Origin of the sequence: Haloechinothrix halophila YIM 93223 (assembly GCF_000504245.1) — a bacterium.
Lineage (GTDB): Bacteria > Actinomycetota > Actinomycetes > Mycobacteriales > Pseudonocardiaceae > Haloechinothrix_A > Haloechinothrix_A halophila.
This window is the reverse complement of sequence record NZ_KI632509.1, coordinates 2,981,149-2,993,999: the sequence shown is the minus strand read 5'-3', so window position 1 is coordinate 2,993,999 and position 12,851 is coordinate 2,981,149. Positions and strand designations below refer to the sequence as shown.

At 66.0% G+C, this 12,851-nt stretch carries 16 protein-coding genes; 10 read left to right on the top strand and 6 right to left on the bottom strand.

From position 1 onward, the window contains the following. Window positions 1–209: 209 nt before the first annotated feature. Window positions 210–755 (top strand): macro domain-containing protein, encoded by a 546-nt coding sequence (locus tag AMYHA_RS13715; RefSeq protein WP_034271545.1) that lies wholly within the window; start codon window positions 210–212, stop codon window positions 753–755. Window positions 756–843: 88 nt separating this feature from the next. Here AMYHA_RS13715 and AMYHA_RS13710 read toward each other — a convergent pair whose 3' ends face one another. Further along, window positions 844–1,305 (bottom strand): DoxX family protein, encoded by a 462-nt coding sequence (locus tag AMYHA_RS13710; protein WP_034271543.1) that lies wholly within the window; start codon window positions 1,303–1,305, stop codon window positions 844–846. 152 nt (window positions 1,306–1,457) lie between these two features. Here AMYHA_RS13710 and AMYHA_RS13705 point away from each other — a divergent pair, with 152 nt between their 5' ends. The 4 genes from AMYHA_RS13705 (at window position 1,458) to AMYHA_RS13690 (ending at window position 5,331) form a co-directional block, all read left to right on the top strand. Continuing rightward, window positions 1,458–1,955, top strand: coding sequence for a MarR family winged helix-turn-helix transcriptional regulator (locus AMYHA_RS13705; protein ID WP_231104745.1), 498 nt, complete (start codon window positions 1,458–1,460; stop codon window positions 1,953–1,955). 268 nt (window positions 1,956–2,223) lie between these two features. Then, window positions 2,224–2,883, top strand: a complete 660-nt coding sequence (locus tag AMYHA_RS13700) for a hypothetical protein (protein ID WP_034271538.1) — start codon at window positions 2,224–2,226, stop codon at window positions 2,881–2,883. Window positions 2,884–2,906: 23 nt separating this feature from the next. After that, window positions 2,907–4,097, top strand: coding sequence for a hypothetical protein (locus AMYHA_RS13695; RefSeq protein WP_034271536.1), 1,191 nt, complete (start codon window positions 2,907–2,909; stop codon window positions 4,095–4,097). Between the two features lie 73 nt (window positions 4,098–4,170). Continuing rightward, complete coding sequence (locus tag AMYHA_RS13690; RefSeq protein WP_231104743.1) at window positions 4,171–5,331, top strand: protein kinase family protein; 1,161 nt, start codon at window positions 4,171–4,173, stop codon at window positions 5,329–5,331. Between the two features lie 10 nt (window positions 5,332–5,341). Here AMYHA_RS13690 and AMYHA_RS13685 read toward each other — a convergent pair whose 3' ends face one another. Continuing rightward, window positions 5,342–5,866 carry a CGNR zinc finger domain-containing protein gene (locus AMYHA_RS13685; RefSeq protein ID WP_034271534.1) on the bottom strand — a complete coding sequence of 175 codons (525 nt, stop codon included), beginning with the start codon at window positions 5,864–5,866 and terminating at the stop codon, window positions 5,342–5,344. 248 nt (window positions 5,867–6,114) lie between these two features. Here AMYHA_RS13685 and AMYHA_RS13680 point away from each other — a divergent pair, with 248 nt between their 5' ends. Further along, window positions 6,115–6,666 (top strand): hypothetical protein, encoded by a 552-nt coding sequence (locus AMYHA_RS13680; RefSeq protein WP_051399883.1) that lies wholly within the window; start codon window positions 6,115–6,117, stop codon window positions 6,664–6,666. Between the two features lie 77 nt (window positions 6,667–6,743). Here the strand turns inward: AMYHA_RS13680 and AMYHA_RS13675 are convergent, their stop codons facing one another. Continuing rightward, window positions 6,744–7,544, bottom strand: coding sequence for a crotonase/enoyl-CoA hydratase family protein (locus tag AMYHA_RS13675; RefSeq protein WP_034271532.1), 801 nt, complete (start codon window positions 7,542–7,544; stop codon window positions 6,744–6,746). A 103-nt stretch (window positions 7,545–7,647) separates the two neighbouring features. On the opposite strand from AMYHA_RS13675, the gene AMYHA_RS13670 reads away from it, so the two are divergent. Together AMYHA_RS13670 and AMYHA_RS13665 are read left to right on the top strand one after the other, a co-directional pair. After that, entirely contained in the window at window positions 7,648–8,196 is a 549-nt protein-coding gene (locus AMYHA_RS13670) for a winged helix-turn-helix transcriptional regulator (protein WP_051399882.1), read from the top strand. Between the two features lie 34 nt (window positions 8,197–8,230). Beyond that, window positions 8,231–8,683: a nucleoside deaminase gene (locus AMYHA_RS13665; RefSeq protein ID WP_034271530.1), complete on the top strand. Its 453-nt coding sequence runs from the start codon at window positions 8,231–8,233 to the stop codon at window positions 8,681–8,683. Window positions 8,684–8,879: 196 nt separating this feature from the next. Here the strand turns inward: AMYHA_RS13665 and AMYHA_RS13660 are convergent, their stop codons facing one another. The 3 genes from AMYHA_RS13660 to AMYHA_RS13650 all read right to left on the bottom strand — a co-directional run bounded on the left by AMYHA_RS13660 (window position 8,880) and on the right by AMYHA_RS13650 (window position 10,313). Beyond that, a complete protein-coding gene (locus tag AMYHA_RS13660) occupies window positions 8,880–9,290 on the bottom strand; it encodes a type II toxin-antitoxin system VapC family toxin (RefSeq protein WP_034271529.1) in 411 nt (136 codons plus the stop codon). Next, the gene (locus AMYHA_RS13655; protein WP_034271527.1) at window positions 9,283–9,534 is read right to left on the bottom strand and encodes a type II toxin-antitoxin system Phd/YefM family antitoxin; all 252 of its coding nucleotides are present in this window, start codon (window positions 9,532–9,534) and stop codon (window positions 9,283–9,285) included. Before AMYHA_RS13655 ends, AMYHA_RS13660 begins: the two co-directional genes overlap by 8 nt. 101 nt (window positions 9,535–9,635) lie before the next feature. Then, the gene (locus tag AMYHA_RS13650; protein WP_034277171.1) at window positions 9,636–10,313 is read right to left on the bottom strand and encodes a winged helix-turn-helix transcriptional regulator; all 678 of its coding nucleotides are present in this window, start codon (window positions 10,311–10,313) and stop codon (window positions 9,636–9,638) included. 112 nt (window positions 10,314–10,425) lie between these two features. On the opposite strand from AMYHA_RS13650, the gene AMYHA_RS13645 reads away from it, so the two are divergent. Further along, on the top strand, window positions 10,426–11,295 hold the full coding sequence (locus AMYHA_RS13645; protein WP_051399881.1) for a class I SAM-dependent methyltransferase: 870 nt from the start codon (window positions 10,426–10,428) through the stop codon (window positions 11,293–11,295). A gap of 238 nt (window positions 11,296–11,533) precedes the next feature. Beyond that, window positions 11,534–12,850 carry a choice-of-anchor B family protein gene (locus AMYHA_RS13640; RefSeq protein WP_034271525.1) on the top strand — a complete coding sequence of 439 codons (1,317 nt, stop codon included), beginning with the start codon at window positions 11,534–11,536 and terminating at the stop codon, window positions 12,848–12,850. Window position 12,851: the final 1 nt, after the last annotated feature.

The following is a 12,851-nucleotide window of genomic DNA, read 5'->3' as shown; positions in this document are numbered from 1 at the left end:
TCGCGCTGGCAGCCAACCGATGATCGTGTTCTTGGCGGGCTCGGTCTCAGCCGATCAGCACGGTGCCCGTTGGTGGGAGGCGAGTCACCCGACGAGCACCTACGCTGACTCATGTAGGCAGCGGCCGACGGCTTGAGTCGAACTGGCGTGAACTGAGCACCTCGCGGGCACGGCCACGTCACACGGCAAGCAGTCAGGTGAGGTGAGCGATGGCAGTGACCAACTTCGGGAATGTCCGTGTCGAGCTGGTCGCCGGGGACATCGTCGGCCAGAGGGATCTCGATGCCATCGTTAACGCGGCTAACGCCGAACTCCAGACCGGGGGCGGGGTCGCGGGCGCGATCCACCGGGCCGCTGGCTCTGGCCTCGCCGAGGAGTGCCGACCGTTCGCGCCGCTGCGTCCAGGGGAGTGCGTTATCACCGGTGGACACGGCTTGCCCAACCCGCATGTGATCCACTGTCTCGGCCCGGTGTACGGCGTCGACGAACCGGCCGACGAACTGCTCGCATCCTGCTACCACTGCGCGCTGCAACGAGGCGAGGACCACGGACTCAGTTCGATCGGCTTCCCCGCCATCTCCACGGGAGCGTTCGGTTACCCCATGGACGACGCGGCCCGGGTCGCCCTGACGACGATCCAGGCCACCGCGCCAGCGCTCACCTCGGTGCGCCTTGTCCGGATGGTGCTCGCCAATCGCGCCGATCTCGTCGTCCACGAAACGGCGCTCACCCGAATCAACCGGCCCAGCGCCTAGCGAGATGTCACCGCGCTGAACCGGTATCAGCAGGCCGACCGCGGCCCGCGGCCGACGTGAACGTAGCGCCGCGGTCGGCCGTGCGCGGTTATCGGGTAGCTGCCGCGGTGGTGGTGGACGAGGAGCGGCGCACGATGCCGTCGATGCTGAACTTGCCCGCGCCGAGTACGGCGATGGTGAGCAACCCGGCGACGAGAGCGAGGACGAGTTCAAACCCGCCGTCATCGACGAACACACCGTTCCCGATGTGTACCAGCAGCAGCGCGCCAAGCATGATGACCATGTTGAGTACGGCGGCGATCGGGGTGAGCACGCCGAGGATGAGCGCGGCGCCGCCGAGGAGTTCCACGGCGGTGGCGAAGGTAGCGGCGACGGTGGGGGCTGGAATGCCCATGTCACCGAAGGCGGCGGCGGTGCCGCTCAGTGTCCATTCGTTGAACTTCTGCCAGCCGTGTGCGATCAGGATGACGCCCAGCGCGACACGTGAGACGAGCAGGGCGAGGTCTGCCAGAACGGGGGTTCTGGTGGCGGGGTGCAGCAGAGTGCGCATGTGGTCGATCCCTCCGAGATAGCGATGGGTGAGTGGTGGGCGTGGCCGGTGAGCGACCGTGGCGCCCGGCCTGACTCATTTAGTTGTCACTACAAGTAATCGTAACGATCGTTTAGTTGTTCCGACAACCTTTGTCGGGCAGAATCGTGGATGTGAAGTGGCTGACAAAGGACGAGCTCGCGGCTTGGGTGCGGCTGGTCGCGGTCGTCGAACTGCTACCCGGGGTTCTCGACTCCCAGCTGCGCAGGGACTCCAGCTTGACCAGCTTCGAGTACTACGTGCTCGCCATGCTGTCGGAGGCCCCGAGCCGAACACTGCGGATGACGGCGCTCGCGGCGCAGACGAACGCGACGCTGCCGCGGCTGTCTCACGTGGTCCAGCGTTTGGAGGATCGCGGACTGGTCGAGCGGGCTTCTTGTCCCGAGGACCGTCGAGCGACCAACGCCCAGCTCACCGCCGAAGGGTGGCAGAAGGTGCGGGAGGCAGCGCCAGGGCATGTCGCCACCGTGCGCGAACACATCATTGACGCACTCACGCCAGAACAAATCACCCAGCTGACCGCGATCACCGACGCCATCCTGCAGCGACTGGACCCGAGCGAGACCATGACGGCGATGTACCGTCGGCACGATGAGCCGGGCGGCGCCTAGCCTGCGACGGCGGCTACTGATTTCTCCTATCGTGCATCCGCTCCGCGTCCCCGCGCATCGAAAGCGCTCCAACGCGGCGAGCTCGGTAGACCGTCGAGATCAACTCGGCTGGTTGCTCCCGAAACCGGACCCTAGCGACCGCTCCTGAGCCGAGCCCCCTATGGGCGGCGGGTGAGACGGGGGTCTTCCCCGATGTGCGCGCTGAACGCACGGAGCCACGGTTTCAGGAAGAAGGCCATCGTCACCGGCAGCGCGAAGGGAGAGCACGATGACACGCGACCAGTTCCCGCAGACTGGCAGGGACACTCCGTACCCGCCGGACGACCCTGACACCGAGCGGCCGGATGGCCCGATACCGGTACCGGAGGGCCCCGACCGGCCGCCACCACCGGACCCCCCGCCGCCACCGGTATTCGGTCAGACCGGAGAGCCGGAGCAGGGCAGCACCGACCCCTTCCTGACGATCGACGGCATCGACGGTGAATCGACCGACACCTCGCATGGGAACGCGTCAACCGCGCTTGGCGCTGAACACACAACCGGCGAGAACTCGACCACCGACATCAACGGCGTCGTCACGATGAATGGCGACACGGCCCAGGCGGTGGACGACGGTCGCGATGAGCCGGACGTCAACGAGGACTTCGCTGGTTTCGAATTCGGCGCTGGCGCTGACTTGAATGAGGTCGAGCCCGACAGCGTCGCGGCGCCAGGTGAGACCGGGGATGCGGAACCGGAACACGCGATCGCCGACGTCACCGACGCCGAGCCAGAGCACGCGGTCGCGGACGTCGGGGACGCCGAGCCGGAGCACGCGATCGCGTCGACGTCCGATGACTTCACTCACGCGACATTCGAGAACGTCGCCGACGAGTTCGACGCGGTGGAGGACGGGCATTCACTGACCGACTTCGACATGGATGGCTAACGCGCCGCGTAAGGAGGACCGCCATGACCACCGATGCCAGGAACAAGCCGAGCCGTCCGCACCCCTCGTCGGGGCGTTCCGGCCGGCGCTGGGAAAGGGCACGCGCCGTGGCGCTGGTCGTGCCTCTGCTCGTCACCGCGCTGGTCGCATTCGGCACGCCGGCTCACGCCTACTGGGCACCCGATAACCGCGAGGGAACCGAGGGATCTTCCGCGGACAGGGGAACGGGATATCTCGCTGACGCGCAGAATGGTCGCCAGTGGCATGCTGTCGTCAGCGGCAGCGACGACAGCCCTGATCCCAGCAGCGGCACCGCGTACCGGGAAGATATCGCCCCCGACGGGATGACCAGGGACACGACCGACATCACCGATCCGTCCGTGGTGCTGCCCGAGCCGCCGGATGACGTTCCACCGCCCGACCCGGACGCCGATGAGGAGGAACCAGGAAGGTACTCGGGTGGTTTCGGTGGCGAGACCGTCATCACCGCGGCTAGGCGGGGCGGTCGCGGCGAGACACCGCCGCTGGACTCGTTCAACGTCCTCTATGGACTCTCAATCGCGTGGAACTCCGCCATGGACGACGTGACGCGGGAAGCCGAGCGGCTGGTGGCGGAGCGGTCGGGCGGCAAGCTGTACGACGTGAACGTACAGCTGGCACCGGCAGGCGTGGCGAGTACGTTGGACTTGACCGTGGTGCCCAGCTCGAAGCGAGTGTCGCTGTTCTATTTCGTGCCGGGACATCGGATCACGGCGAAGGCTGACGCGGATTTCGTCAACAACCCGAATGTGACGGTCGACTTCGACCTGGCGCTTATCGCCAACCTCACTACCGAGGACGCACCGGACCAGCCGCTTCGACTGGTCTCAGCCGAGGCGCGCCTGATGCACGTCGACGTCAAAACGAGCGGCGACTGGAGCTACAAGATCGGCCGGTTCGTGAACGACGTCATCCGGTGGGTCAAGACGTGGGGCCAGGCGCGCAGCATCGAGAGCATCGTCAGCTCACGCCTGACCGGGCATTCCGAGGATGCCGGATCATCGCTCGGCGCCCCGGTGGCCACGGCCAACGACGCCATCTGCGAGGTGATCGACGAACGCGGCAGCGCGGTAGGCGGCATCACCCCGTACTACGACGACGGGGAGCACCACCTGGTGCTGCGGCTGGACCCACCGGCTCCGACGTCCGCCCGACTGGCACGATCCGTGCGGTGACCGTGCTAGCAGCGTTCCGGGATCCGTGGTAGCTACCGCGGACCCCGGAACGTGTCGTCGACCTTCACGTACAGTGCGGAAGCTGCAGTTGGTGGACAATCACGTGCGCGGTGGAAACGGGGGCGACGTTCCGGTGCAAGTAGCGGTCGAACAACCCGATATGTCACACGACGCACGCGCAACCGCGTACAGCATGGTTTCCACCGCACTCGCCCTGCGAAGTGATCACCAACTCGTCAAGCTTGTGGACGCTGCGGTACCGCTTGGCTCCGGTATTGGTGGGAGATGTGCGCTGCTGGAGGTCGACGGGAAGCCGGTCGTCGTGAAGCGGGTGCCGCTCACGGACATGGAGCTTCTGCCGGAGCATGTTCGGTCCACGGCCAACCTGTTCGGGCTTCCCACTTTCTGCCAGTACGGCGTCGGCGGGCCTGGTTTCGGGGCGTGGCGAGAGCTCGCCGTCCACGCCATGACCACGAATTGGGTGCTCGCACGGCAGTACCAAGGGTTTCCGATGATGTACCACTGGCGCGTGCTGCCGGACGCGGCGCCTGCGCTTCCAGAGGAACTCGCGGACATAGAGCAGGTCGTGGCTTATTGGGGAGGCGGGCCGGAGGTACGCCGTCGCATCGAGGCCCTCCAGCAGTCCTCTGCGAGCCTCGTGCTGTTCCTGGAGTACATCCCTCAGACCCTGCACGAGTGGTTCACCGAGCAGGTACACGCCGATGACGAGGCTGCCGACCGCGCCTGTTCCCTGGTAGAACGGGAGTTGGCGGCTGGCACCGCCTTCATGAACAGTCGCGGGCTTCTCCACTTCGACGCCCACTTCGAGAACATCCTGACCGATGGTCGGCGCCTCTACTTCGCCGACTACGGCCTCGCTCTTTCCTCTCGGTTTGATCTGTCACCAGCCGAGTCCGACTTTTTCGAATTGCACCGGACCTACGATCGTTGCTACACGGTCAGCTGGCTGGTGAACTGGCTGATCACTGCTCTATACGGCTACGAGCGGAACGGGCGCTTTGCACTCATCCGCGCATGTGCGGAAGGGGAGGACCCACCGGCCGGTCCTCAGGAAGCCAGGGCAATCCTCTCCCGCCATGCACCGCTCGCGGCAGTGCTGACGGATTTCTACGTCAAGATCCAAGACGAGAGCAGGGAGACCCCTTTTCCGGTGGAGGCTCTCCGCCAGGCCCTCTATGCGGACGGCAAGTCCGCCCAGTCGAGTTCCAGCTGAGAATTCGCGTTCATAGTGCGGCTGCGGCGCGCAGTCGATGGTCTGCGACATGGACGCGGTTCGCGCAGCGTGTTGAGCAGAAGCGGCGGCGGGCGTTGCGGGACGTGTCTACGAACACCGTGTGGCAGCCTTCGCGGGCGCATGCCCTGATGCGGCCACTGTCCTCGCAGAACGCGTGCGCGAGTCCGGCGGCTGTATAGGCGGTCACTCGGGAGACGACGTCGGCACGTTCGTCGGAGAAGTGCAGATGCGGGTCGCGTTCGTCGTGTTGGGAGATATAAGGCCGTGCTGCGGTGACAGCCAGCAGTTCGTTGAGCAGCTCAACCCTGGCCTGCGGGTCGACGAGTTCGAAGACACCGCGCAGCCGGGCTGCCCAGTCGTTCAAGGCCGCGGTCTCCTGTTTGGTGACCGCGTGCAGCGGCTTGTAGTCATGCCGCCGGAGGAGGGCGGACAGCGTCTCGGGAGCTGCTGGTGCCGCATTCACCAGGTCAACGGCGATCTGCGCCGCCACACCGCCGTAAGGGTTGAAATGCATAAGGTCATTACATCACGCTTCACGATATGACCACAACGACAACACCTGCCCCACCTGCCGCCTGCCGCTGCCTGCCGCTGTTTCCGTCCACCGCACGAGCCAAGGCATGGTGAGGTACCACCACTGCGTCTGTGGCCATTGGACAATCGTGCTCGCTGAAACGCCGCCGAGAAGGACAACTCGGGCTGGGTAGCCAGCTACTGCCGCGTGTGCTAAACACCGAACGAGCACAGCGGGGAGGAACCCCCATGAAGCAGGACGGCGATTCACACGATCGCATGCCGGACGTGATCGTCGAGCCCGGCGGGACGTTCGACCCGGACGCCGAGCCAGCCGAATATCCCCACGCCGACCGGGCACCCCGGCGTTCGCCGCAGGGGCCTACTGCGCCTGTTACGGGCAGCCTGTGCCGCCTTGTCACCCGAGTGGAACTATGCGGCCGCGCCCGCCGCGACCGCGTTTCCTGTTCGGCGCACCTGCGTGTCGAGTCGACTGACGGGCAGGCGATTCCCCTGCTCGATGATCGTGGCTGGTCGTCGTCCGGCCCGGCCGACATCTGGGCGTACCAGACCGTCGAGGACATCGAGTCGACCGCGCGTATGGTGGTTGGCCCCGACGAGCCAAGGCCCGGCGAGACGTACGACGAGGCTGACGCTGAGCACTGGGGTGCGCTGGCGGACACGGTGCGGGGCTACGGTGTTGAGATCGACCCCGCCGAGCTGGCTGCGCTGCCTCACGATGTCGAGCTGTCCAGCTCGGTGCTGGCACAGCTACGGCTTGGGGAAGCCGGCGGTACATAACTCGCACGCTGCGATCTGGTCGAACAGGGATAGTGTGGTCGGGGCTGGCACGAGAGAGTCTCCCGTGATCGAGGGATTCAGCGGCCGGTGAAGACGGCGTCGCGGCGCTCGATGAACGACTGGATGCCCTCGGCGCCGTCGGCCGATGTCATCAGGCGGCCGATCTCGGGCAGCAGTTGTTCGACCGCAGCCGCATCCCCGTGCTCCCTGGCCCGGTGAGCGGACTCGAGGCTGGCGCGGACGCCCAGCGGTGCGGAACGCTCGGCGATCACGTGCGCGATCTCGGTGGCTCGTGCCAATGCGGCGGTGCCGTCGGCAGCGACCTCCTGCACCACGCCGATGCGGTGGGCCTCGGTTGCGTCGAACTCCTCACCAGTGAGGATCCAGCGCATCGCGTTGCCCCAGCCGCTCTCGCGAGGAAGGCGGAACGTCGCGCCGCCGAACGGATAGATCCCACGCCGCACCTCGAACTGAGCGAAGCGCGCGTCCTGCGCCGCGACGCGGATGTCGGCGGCCAGCAGCAACTCGATTCCGAGCGTCATCACCCAGCCCTGGGCGGCGGCCACCACCGGCGTGGACCATGTGCCGTCGAGCCGCCACGGGTCGCGGCCGCCCTTCGGGAACACGCTCGTTCCTTCCATCAGCGCGGGGCCGACGTCGACCATGTCGAGGCCACCCGTGAAGTGGTCACCGTGGGCATACAGCACGCCGCACCGCAGCTCGTCGTCAGATTCCAGCAGCCCGTACGCGGCGGACAACTCACGGAGCATGTCCTGAGTGAACGCATTGCGCTTGCTCGGCCGATTCAACCCCATCAGCAGCACGTGGCCATCGCGGTCGAGCGTGATCGTGGCCGGTGTATCCGCGGACTGATTCATCCGTTCCTCCTGAGTTGCATGATGAAACTTACCGGCACATTAGCGGTCTCGACCCCCGACGAACAAGTGGGTTCCATCATGAAACTTGGTAGGGTATGGGCTCATGAGGCGAACTTCGTTCGACAGCTGGCCCTGCTCGATCGCCCGAACCGTTGATCTGCTCGGCGACGGCTGGATCCTGCTCGTGCTGCGCGAGATCTTCTACGGCGAGACCCGGTTCGACGGATTCACCAAGACCCTGGGTATCGCGCGCAACACTCTCACCGACCGACTTCGGCGGTTGGTGGACGCGGGACTACTCGAACGGAGGCCCTATCAGAGCGATCCGGTTCGGCACGACTATCTACTGACGGACAAGGGTCGGGACTTCTTTGGCGTCCTCGCCACCCTCAACGCCTGGGGTGACAAGTGGCTCGCTGAAGACGAGGGAGTTCCGGTCGTCCTGCACCATCACACCTGTGGGGAGGACACGTACGCGGAAGTGATCTGCGCGAGGTGCGGGGAGCCGCTACGCACCGACGACGTGGTGGCACGAACCGGGCCCGGCTACCCGGCTCGTCTCCTGGCTGACCTCGACGTCCAGCGTCGCTTCGCCACGGTGGAGAACGGCGCTAGTGACGGGTCGCGGGGGCGCGGAGGAGCGGGATGCTGAGCGTCCCGGCTCGGCCCGGCGAGGTGGGTGTGTGATGACCGACGATCGCGCGTTCCTCGAGCTCGCACTGGAGCAGGCCCGTCTCGGGCGCGCCGAGGGTGGTATCCCGATCGGTGCGGTGCTCGTAGCCGGGGACGAGGTACTCGGGAGAGGTAGGAACCGCCGCGTTCAGCTGGGCAGCGCCATCCGGCACGGTGAGACGGACTGCCTGGAGAACGCGGGCAGGCTGGCCGCGGCCACCTACCATCGCAGCACCCTCTACACGACGCTTTCGCCGTGCCAACTGTGTGCGGGCGCCGTGCTGCTCTACGGCATTCCTCGCGTCGTTGTCGGCGAGAACCGCACGTTCGAGGCGAGTGAGGGTTACCTGCGCGATCACGGAGTAGAGGTCGTGGTGCTGGACCTGCCGGAGTGCGTGCGGCTGATGAACGAGTTCATCGCGGCGGAACCGTCACTCTGGTACGAGGACATCGGTCTGGATCGTTGACCCGCTGCTGGCCCAAGCCACGCCAGCCCGTACGGCATCATCCGCACCGCGGTTCGGCACGGACGACAAGACCGCGACCGATGACACGCGTCATTGTGGTGGCTGTTGCGAGGAGTTGATCTGCCTTGCTCCTTGAGTGACGAAAAAATTCGGGCAAATTGGCAAAAGCCATCCGCATGAGCTCGCGGCCGTGTGATCAGACGGCCGTGATGGTGACCAGTGCTTCGAGCCCAACGAAATCCGTCGGGTTGCGAGTGAGCAGTGGCCATCCGTGGGCGCCAGCGATGGAGGCGATCTGCAGGTCGGCGAGTCGGCGGCGTGGTTGGCGCCCCTCGGCTCGAACCCGTGCGAAGACATGGCCGTAGAACCGTGCGGCCGCAGTGTCGAAGGGAAGCGGGACGAAGCTGCTCTCCACCCACTGCAGACGGCGAAGCCTGGCCGCTTGATCATCGGCGGTCTTGGCAGCAGCGACACCGGCGGACAATTCGGCCAGCGTTATCGCGCTGAGGTACAACGCGCCGTCCGGCAAGGAATATGGATCGAGTCCGTCGCCAAGGTCGATGACGACGTTCGTATCCAGCAGGGCGGGGGAGGGTGGTTCACTCATCGACTACGACGTCGCTGTCGACATAAGTATCGAGGTCATCTCGCAGGCGTGCCGCGTCGACAGCGGGCAGGGTAGCCACTGCGGCCGCGATCTCGGCTCGGGTTTGATACTGACGCCGCTGAGCGGGGATTACCTCAGCGGTAGGCGTGTTGCCCCGCACGACCGTGAAGCGCTCTCCGCGTTCCACGCGATTCAGGATCTGAGAGCTGTCGTTGCGCAGCTCGCTAGGAGTAATCTCGGGCATACAACGATGTTAGCAAAACTGCTAGAATTTGCTAATCTGCCTACGCGCGAACGTATCGCAGGTCAACCGCGTGTCGCGATGTCTCCGTGGGAACCTCTTCGTTAGCGACTGGTTGTTGCGGCGTGGGTTTCGGGCGCACGGTTCCAGGTGGGGAGCGCTCGGCGCAGGTCTTGGGGACCCTCGACGGTGATCGCACCCGAGCGCACCGCGTCGGTCCATGCGATGTCGCCGAGGTGCCAACGGGCGAAAGCGATGGGGTCGCTGATCTTGACGGTGACGTCATCGCCGAAACCAGGATCGAACCGGCAGATCTCCGCGCCGCCTCGCTCGATGAGCAGCCACACGTTCCGCCGGCCGCGGTTGTGGAAGTCGAAGCGCACCACGACTCGTCGCTTCGGCAGCAACTCGGTGCGCAGGTACGACTGGATCCATGACCACAGCACGGCGTCGGGGTCGGCGTGCTCGGTGGTGAGATCGGTCCATTGCTGGGCCCAGTCACTCAGCGACTGAAGCACCGGCCACATCGCTTCGGCCGCGGGTGTGGGTTCGTAGCGTGACCCTCGGCCGTCGGGTTTGGGGGAGATGTCCACCAGTCCCGCTCGTTCCAGCTCCCGCAGCCGCCGCGTCAGGAGCGCTCGCGACAGCCCGGGTGCACCCGCGGCGATCGCGTTGAACGTGCGGCACCCAACCAGCAGGTTGCGCAGGATGATCGGCGTCCACCGCTCGGCAATGATCTCCGATCCCCGGGCGATCGGGCAGAACTGGCCGTAGGTGCGCACGAGGTCAGTGTGCGCCGCTTCCCCGGTCACCGCTAGTTCAGATCGTGAACCCGGCTCTGGTGGTTCAGATCTTGTCCTTGCCGACTCCGCGGCCCAGCCGGATGGTGATCGCATGACTCACGAAATCCGCGAGGAACCAACCGTGGCCACCGCGGCCAAGCCTCGTCATGGACACGGCTGGGAGGGCGTGTCGGTGGCCGCCGAGCGGTACGAACGGGACCTCGTGCCCGCGCTGTTCGAGCCGTGGGCCGGCGTGCTCGTGGACATCGCCGGCCTCGCGCCGGGTGATCGAGTGCTCGATCTCGCCTGCGGCACCGGCATGGTCGCCCGCGCCGCCGCCGGGCGCGTCTCACCAGGCGGATACGTGTGCGGACTCGACGTCAACGAGGACATGCTCGCCGTCGCCCGGCGTGTCGACGTCGACATCGAGTGGCGAAAGGCGGATGCCCGCTGCACCGGCCTGCCGGACGCCTCCTTCGACGCCGCGTTGTGCCAACAAGGCTTGCAGTTCGTCCCCGACCGGTTGTCCGTCCTCCGAGAGATCCGCCGTGTCCTCGTGCCCGGCGGCCGCGCGGTGCTCGCTACCTGGTGCGCCACCAACGACGGCGACGCCGGCTACGCTCCGATCGCGGCGGCGTTTCGACGTCACCGGCCCGACGACTCGGACCTGCTCGGGTTCATCGGCGCCATTTTCGGGCTCAGCGACGGCACTGAGGTGGGACGCCTCGCCGAGGCCGCTGGCTTCGATGATGTGTCTGTCGAGCGGCGCGCGGGTTTGGTGAGGTTCCCGTCGGCTGAGGCCTGGGTGGAAGCGTTCCTCGGTGCCGCTCCCGTCCCCAGCGTCGCGACCCTTGAGCCCGCGACCCGTGCGGCGATCGTCGCCGATGCCGCCTCCGCCCTCCGGCCTTATATCGACCGGGCCGGTCTCGCCTTCCCCCTCCACACCAACATCGTTCTGTGCCGACGGGGACCGTTGGCATAAGGCGGTACCTGAAGGCCCGCCTTCGGTTCGAAGCCCGCGAGCATCGCTTCGAGCGCGTGCTGTCCGGGCCGACGAACGGCTGGATGCCCGATGCGGCTTGGAGCATGCGCGGCGTCGCCAGTAAGAGCAGCGTGAACTTTTCGCCCGAATAGCCGCTTGTAAAATTCGTGTTTACTCGATTGGGTGATACGGCAGCTCATTTGAATGCCCCGACCCCGGAGTTACCCCGGAGGCAATCATGAGAAAGTTTCTGTCGATCACAGCGGTTGGGCTGCTCACCGCGGCCTTCCTCGGCGCACCACCTGCGCTGGCCCACGAGAAGTCGTTCGATCAGGTTTCCCCTCCGACGGCGGAGGAACGGCAGGCCGAGCTCGCCGCGGCGCCTGACGGGCAGGCGGAATGTGTCGACGGCATGGCCGCAGGCACCTACCCTTGCGACGGCATCGACATGCTCGACCACCTCTGGCTGGAGGACCTCGGTCTGAGCTTCGCCAACGACATGTGGGGCTGGACGGACCCGGCGAGTAAGAAGGACTACGCGATCGTCGGCGGCACCGAGGGCACGGTCTTCGTGGACATCAGCGACCCGTCCAACGCCACCGTCGTCGGTATGCTGCCGGCGCACACGCTGGATCCGGACCGCCCGTTCTGGCGCGACATCAAGGTGCACGACAACCACGCCTTCGTCGTGTCCGAGCAGCTCGAGCACGGCATGCAGGTCTTCGATCTGACGCGGCTGCGTACCGAGAGCGGCACGTTCACCGAAGACGCGCATTACGGTGACTTCACCGCGCACAACGTCAACATCAACGAAGACACCGGGTTCGCCTACGTCGTCGGTGCGCGCAACCCGGACCGCTCGCTCAACTGCGCTGGCGGGTTGCACATGGTTGACATCTCGGCGCCGACCAGCCCGAGTTTCGCGGGTTGCTTCGACGAGCACGGCTACATCCACGACACCCAGTGCGTCGTCTACTCCGGCCCGGACGCCGACTACGCCGGGCGGGAGATCTGCGTGAACTCCAACGCGAAGGTCGTCAGCGCCGACCCGTTCGAGGTGGAGAACCGCGTCGCCATCGTGGACGTCACCGACAAGTCCAACCCGGTGTCGATCGCGCGCATGCCGTACACCGAGGACGGCCACAGCCACCAGGGCTGGTTCACACCCGATCAGCGGTACTTCCTGCACGGTGACGAGCTGGACGAACTCAGCCACGGCGTCAACACCCGGACGCGGATCTGGGACATGACCGATCTCGACAACCCGGCCCACATCGGCACGTTCGACAACGACACCACGTCGATCGACCACAACATTTACACCGAACACAAGCTGGCCTACGCGTCGAACTACACCTCGGGGCTGCGGGTGTACCAGACGGCACGGATCGGCATGGGCACGCTGAAGGAGGTCGCGTTCTTCGACGTGTACCCGGAGAACGACAACGCGTCGTTCGAGGGCGGCACGTGGAGCAACTACGGTTACTTCCAGCAGGACGTCATTGGCGTCAGCACGATGGACCGCGGGCTGTTCATCCTGCGGAAGGTCAACTGAC

Bases quoted from the DNA above. Each gene is read 5' to 3' on its own strand.
- AMYHA_RS13715 (WP_034271545.1), top strand. From the start codon at position 210: ATGGCAGTGACCAACTTCGGGAATGTCCGTGTCGAGCTGGTCGCCGGG.
- AMYHA_RS13710 (WP_034271543.1), bottom strand. From the start codon at position 1,305: ATGCGCACTCTGCTGCACCCCGCCACCAGAACCCCCGTTCTGGCAGAC.
- AMYHA_RS13700 (WP_034271538.1), top strand. From the start codon at position 2,224: ATGACACGCGACCAGTTCCCGCAGACTGGCAGGGACACTCCGTACCCG.
- AMYHA_RS13695 (WP_034271536.1), top strand. From the start codon at position 2,907: ATGACCACCGATGCCAGGAACAAGCCGAGCCGTCCGCACCCCTCGTCG.
- AMYHA_RS13685 (WP_034271534.1), bottom strand. From the start codon at position 5,866: ATGCATTTCAACCCTTACGGCGGTGTGGCGGCGCAGATCGCCGTTGAC.
- AMYHA_RS13680 (WP_051399883.1), top strand. From the start codon at position 6,115: ATGAAGCAGGACGGCGATTCACACGATCGCATGCCGGACGTGATCGTC.
- AMYHA_RS13675 (WP_034271532.1), bottom strand. From the start codon at position 7,544: ATGAATCAGTCCGCGGATACACCGGCCACGATCACGCTCGACCGCGAT.
- AMYHA_RS13670 (WP_051399882.1), top strand. From the start codon at position 7,648: ATGAGGCGAACTTCGTTCGACAGCTGGCCCTGCTCGATCGCCCGAACC.
- AMYHA_RS13665 (WP_034271530.1), top strand. From the start codon at position 8,231: ATGACCGACGATCGCGCGTTCCTCGAGCTCGCACTGGAGCAGGCCCGT.
- AMYHA_RS13660 (WP_034271529.1), bottom strand. From the start codon at position 9,290: ATGAGTGAACCACCCTCCCCCGCCCTGCTGGATACGAACGTCGTCATC.
- AMYHA_RS13655 (WP_034271527.1), bottom strand. From the start codon at position 9,534: ATGCCCGAGATTACTCCTAGCGAGCTGCGCAACGACAGCTCTCAGATC.
- AMYHA_RS13645 (WP_051399881.1), top strand. From the start codon at position 10,426: ATGACTCACGAAATCCGCGAGGAACCAACCGTGGCCACCGCGGCCAAG.
- AMYHA_RS13640 (WP_034271525.1), top strand. From the start codon at position 11,534: ATGAGAAAGTTTCTGTCGATCACAGCGGTTGGGCTGCTCACCGCGGCC.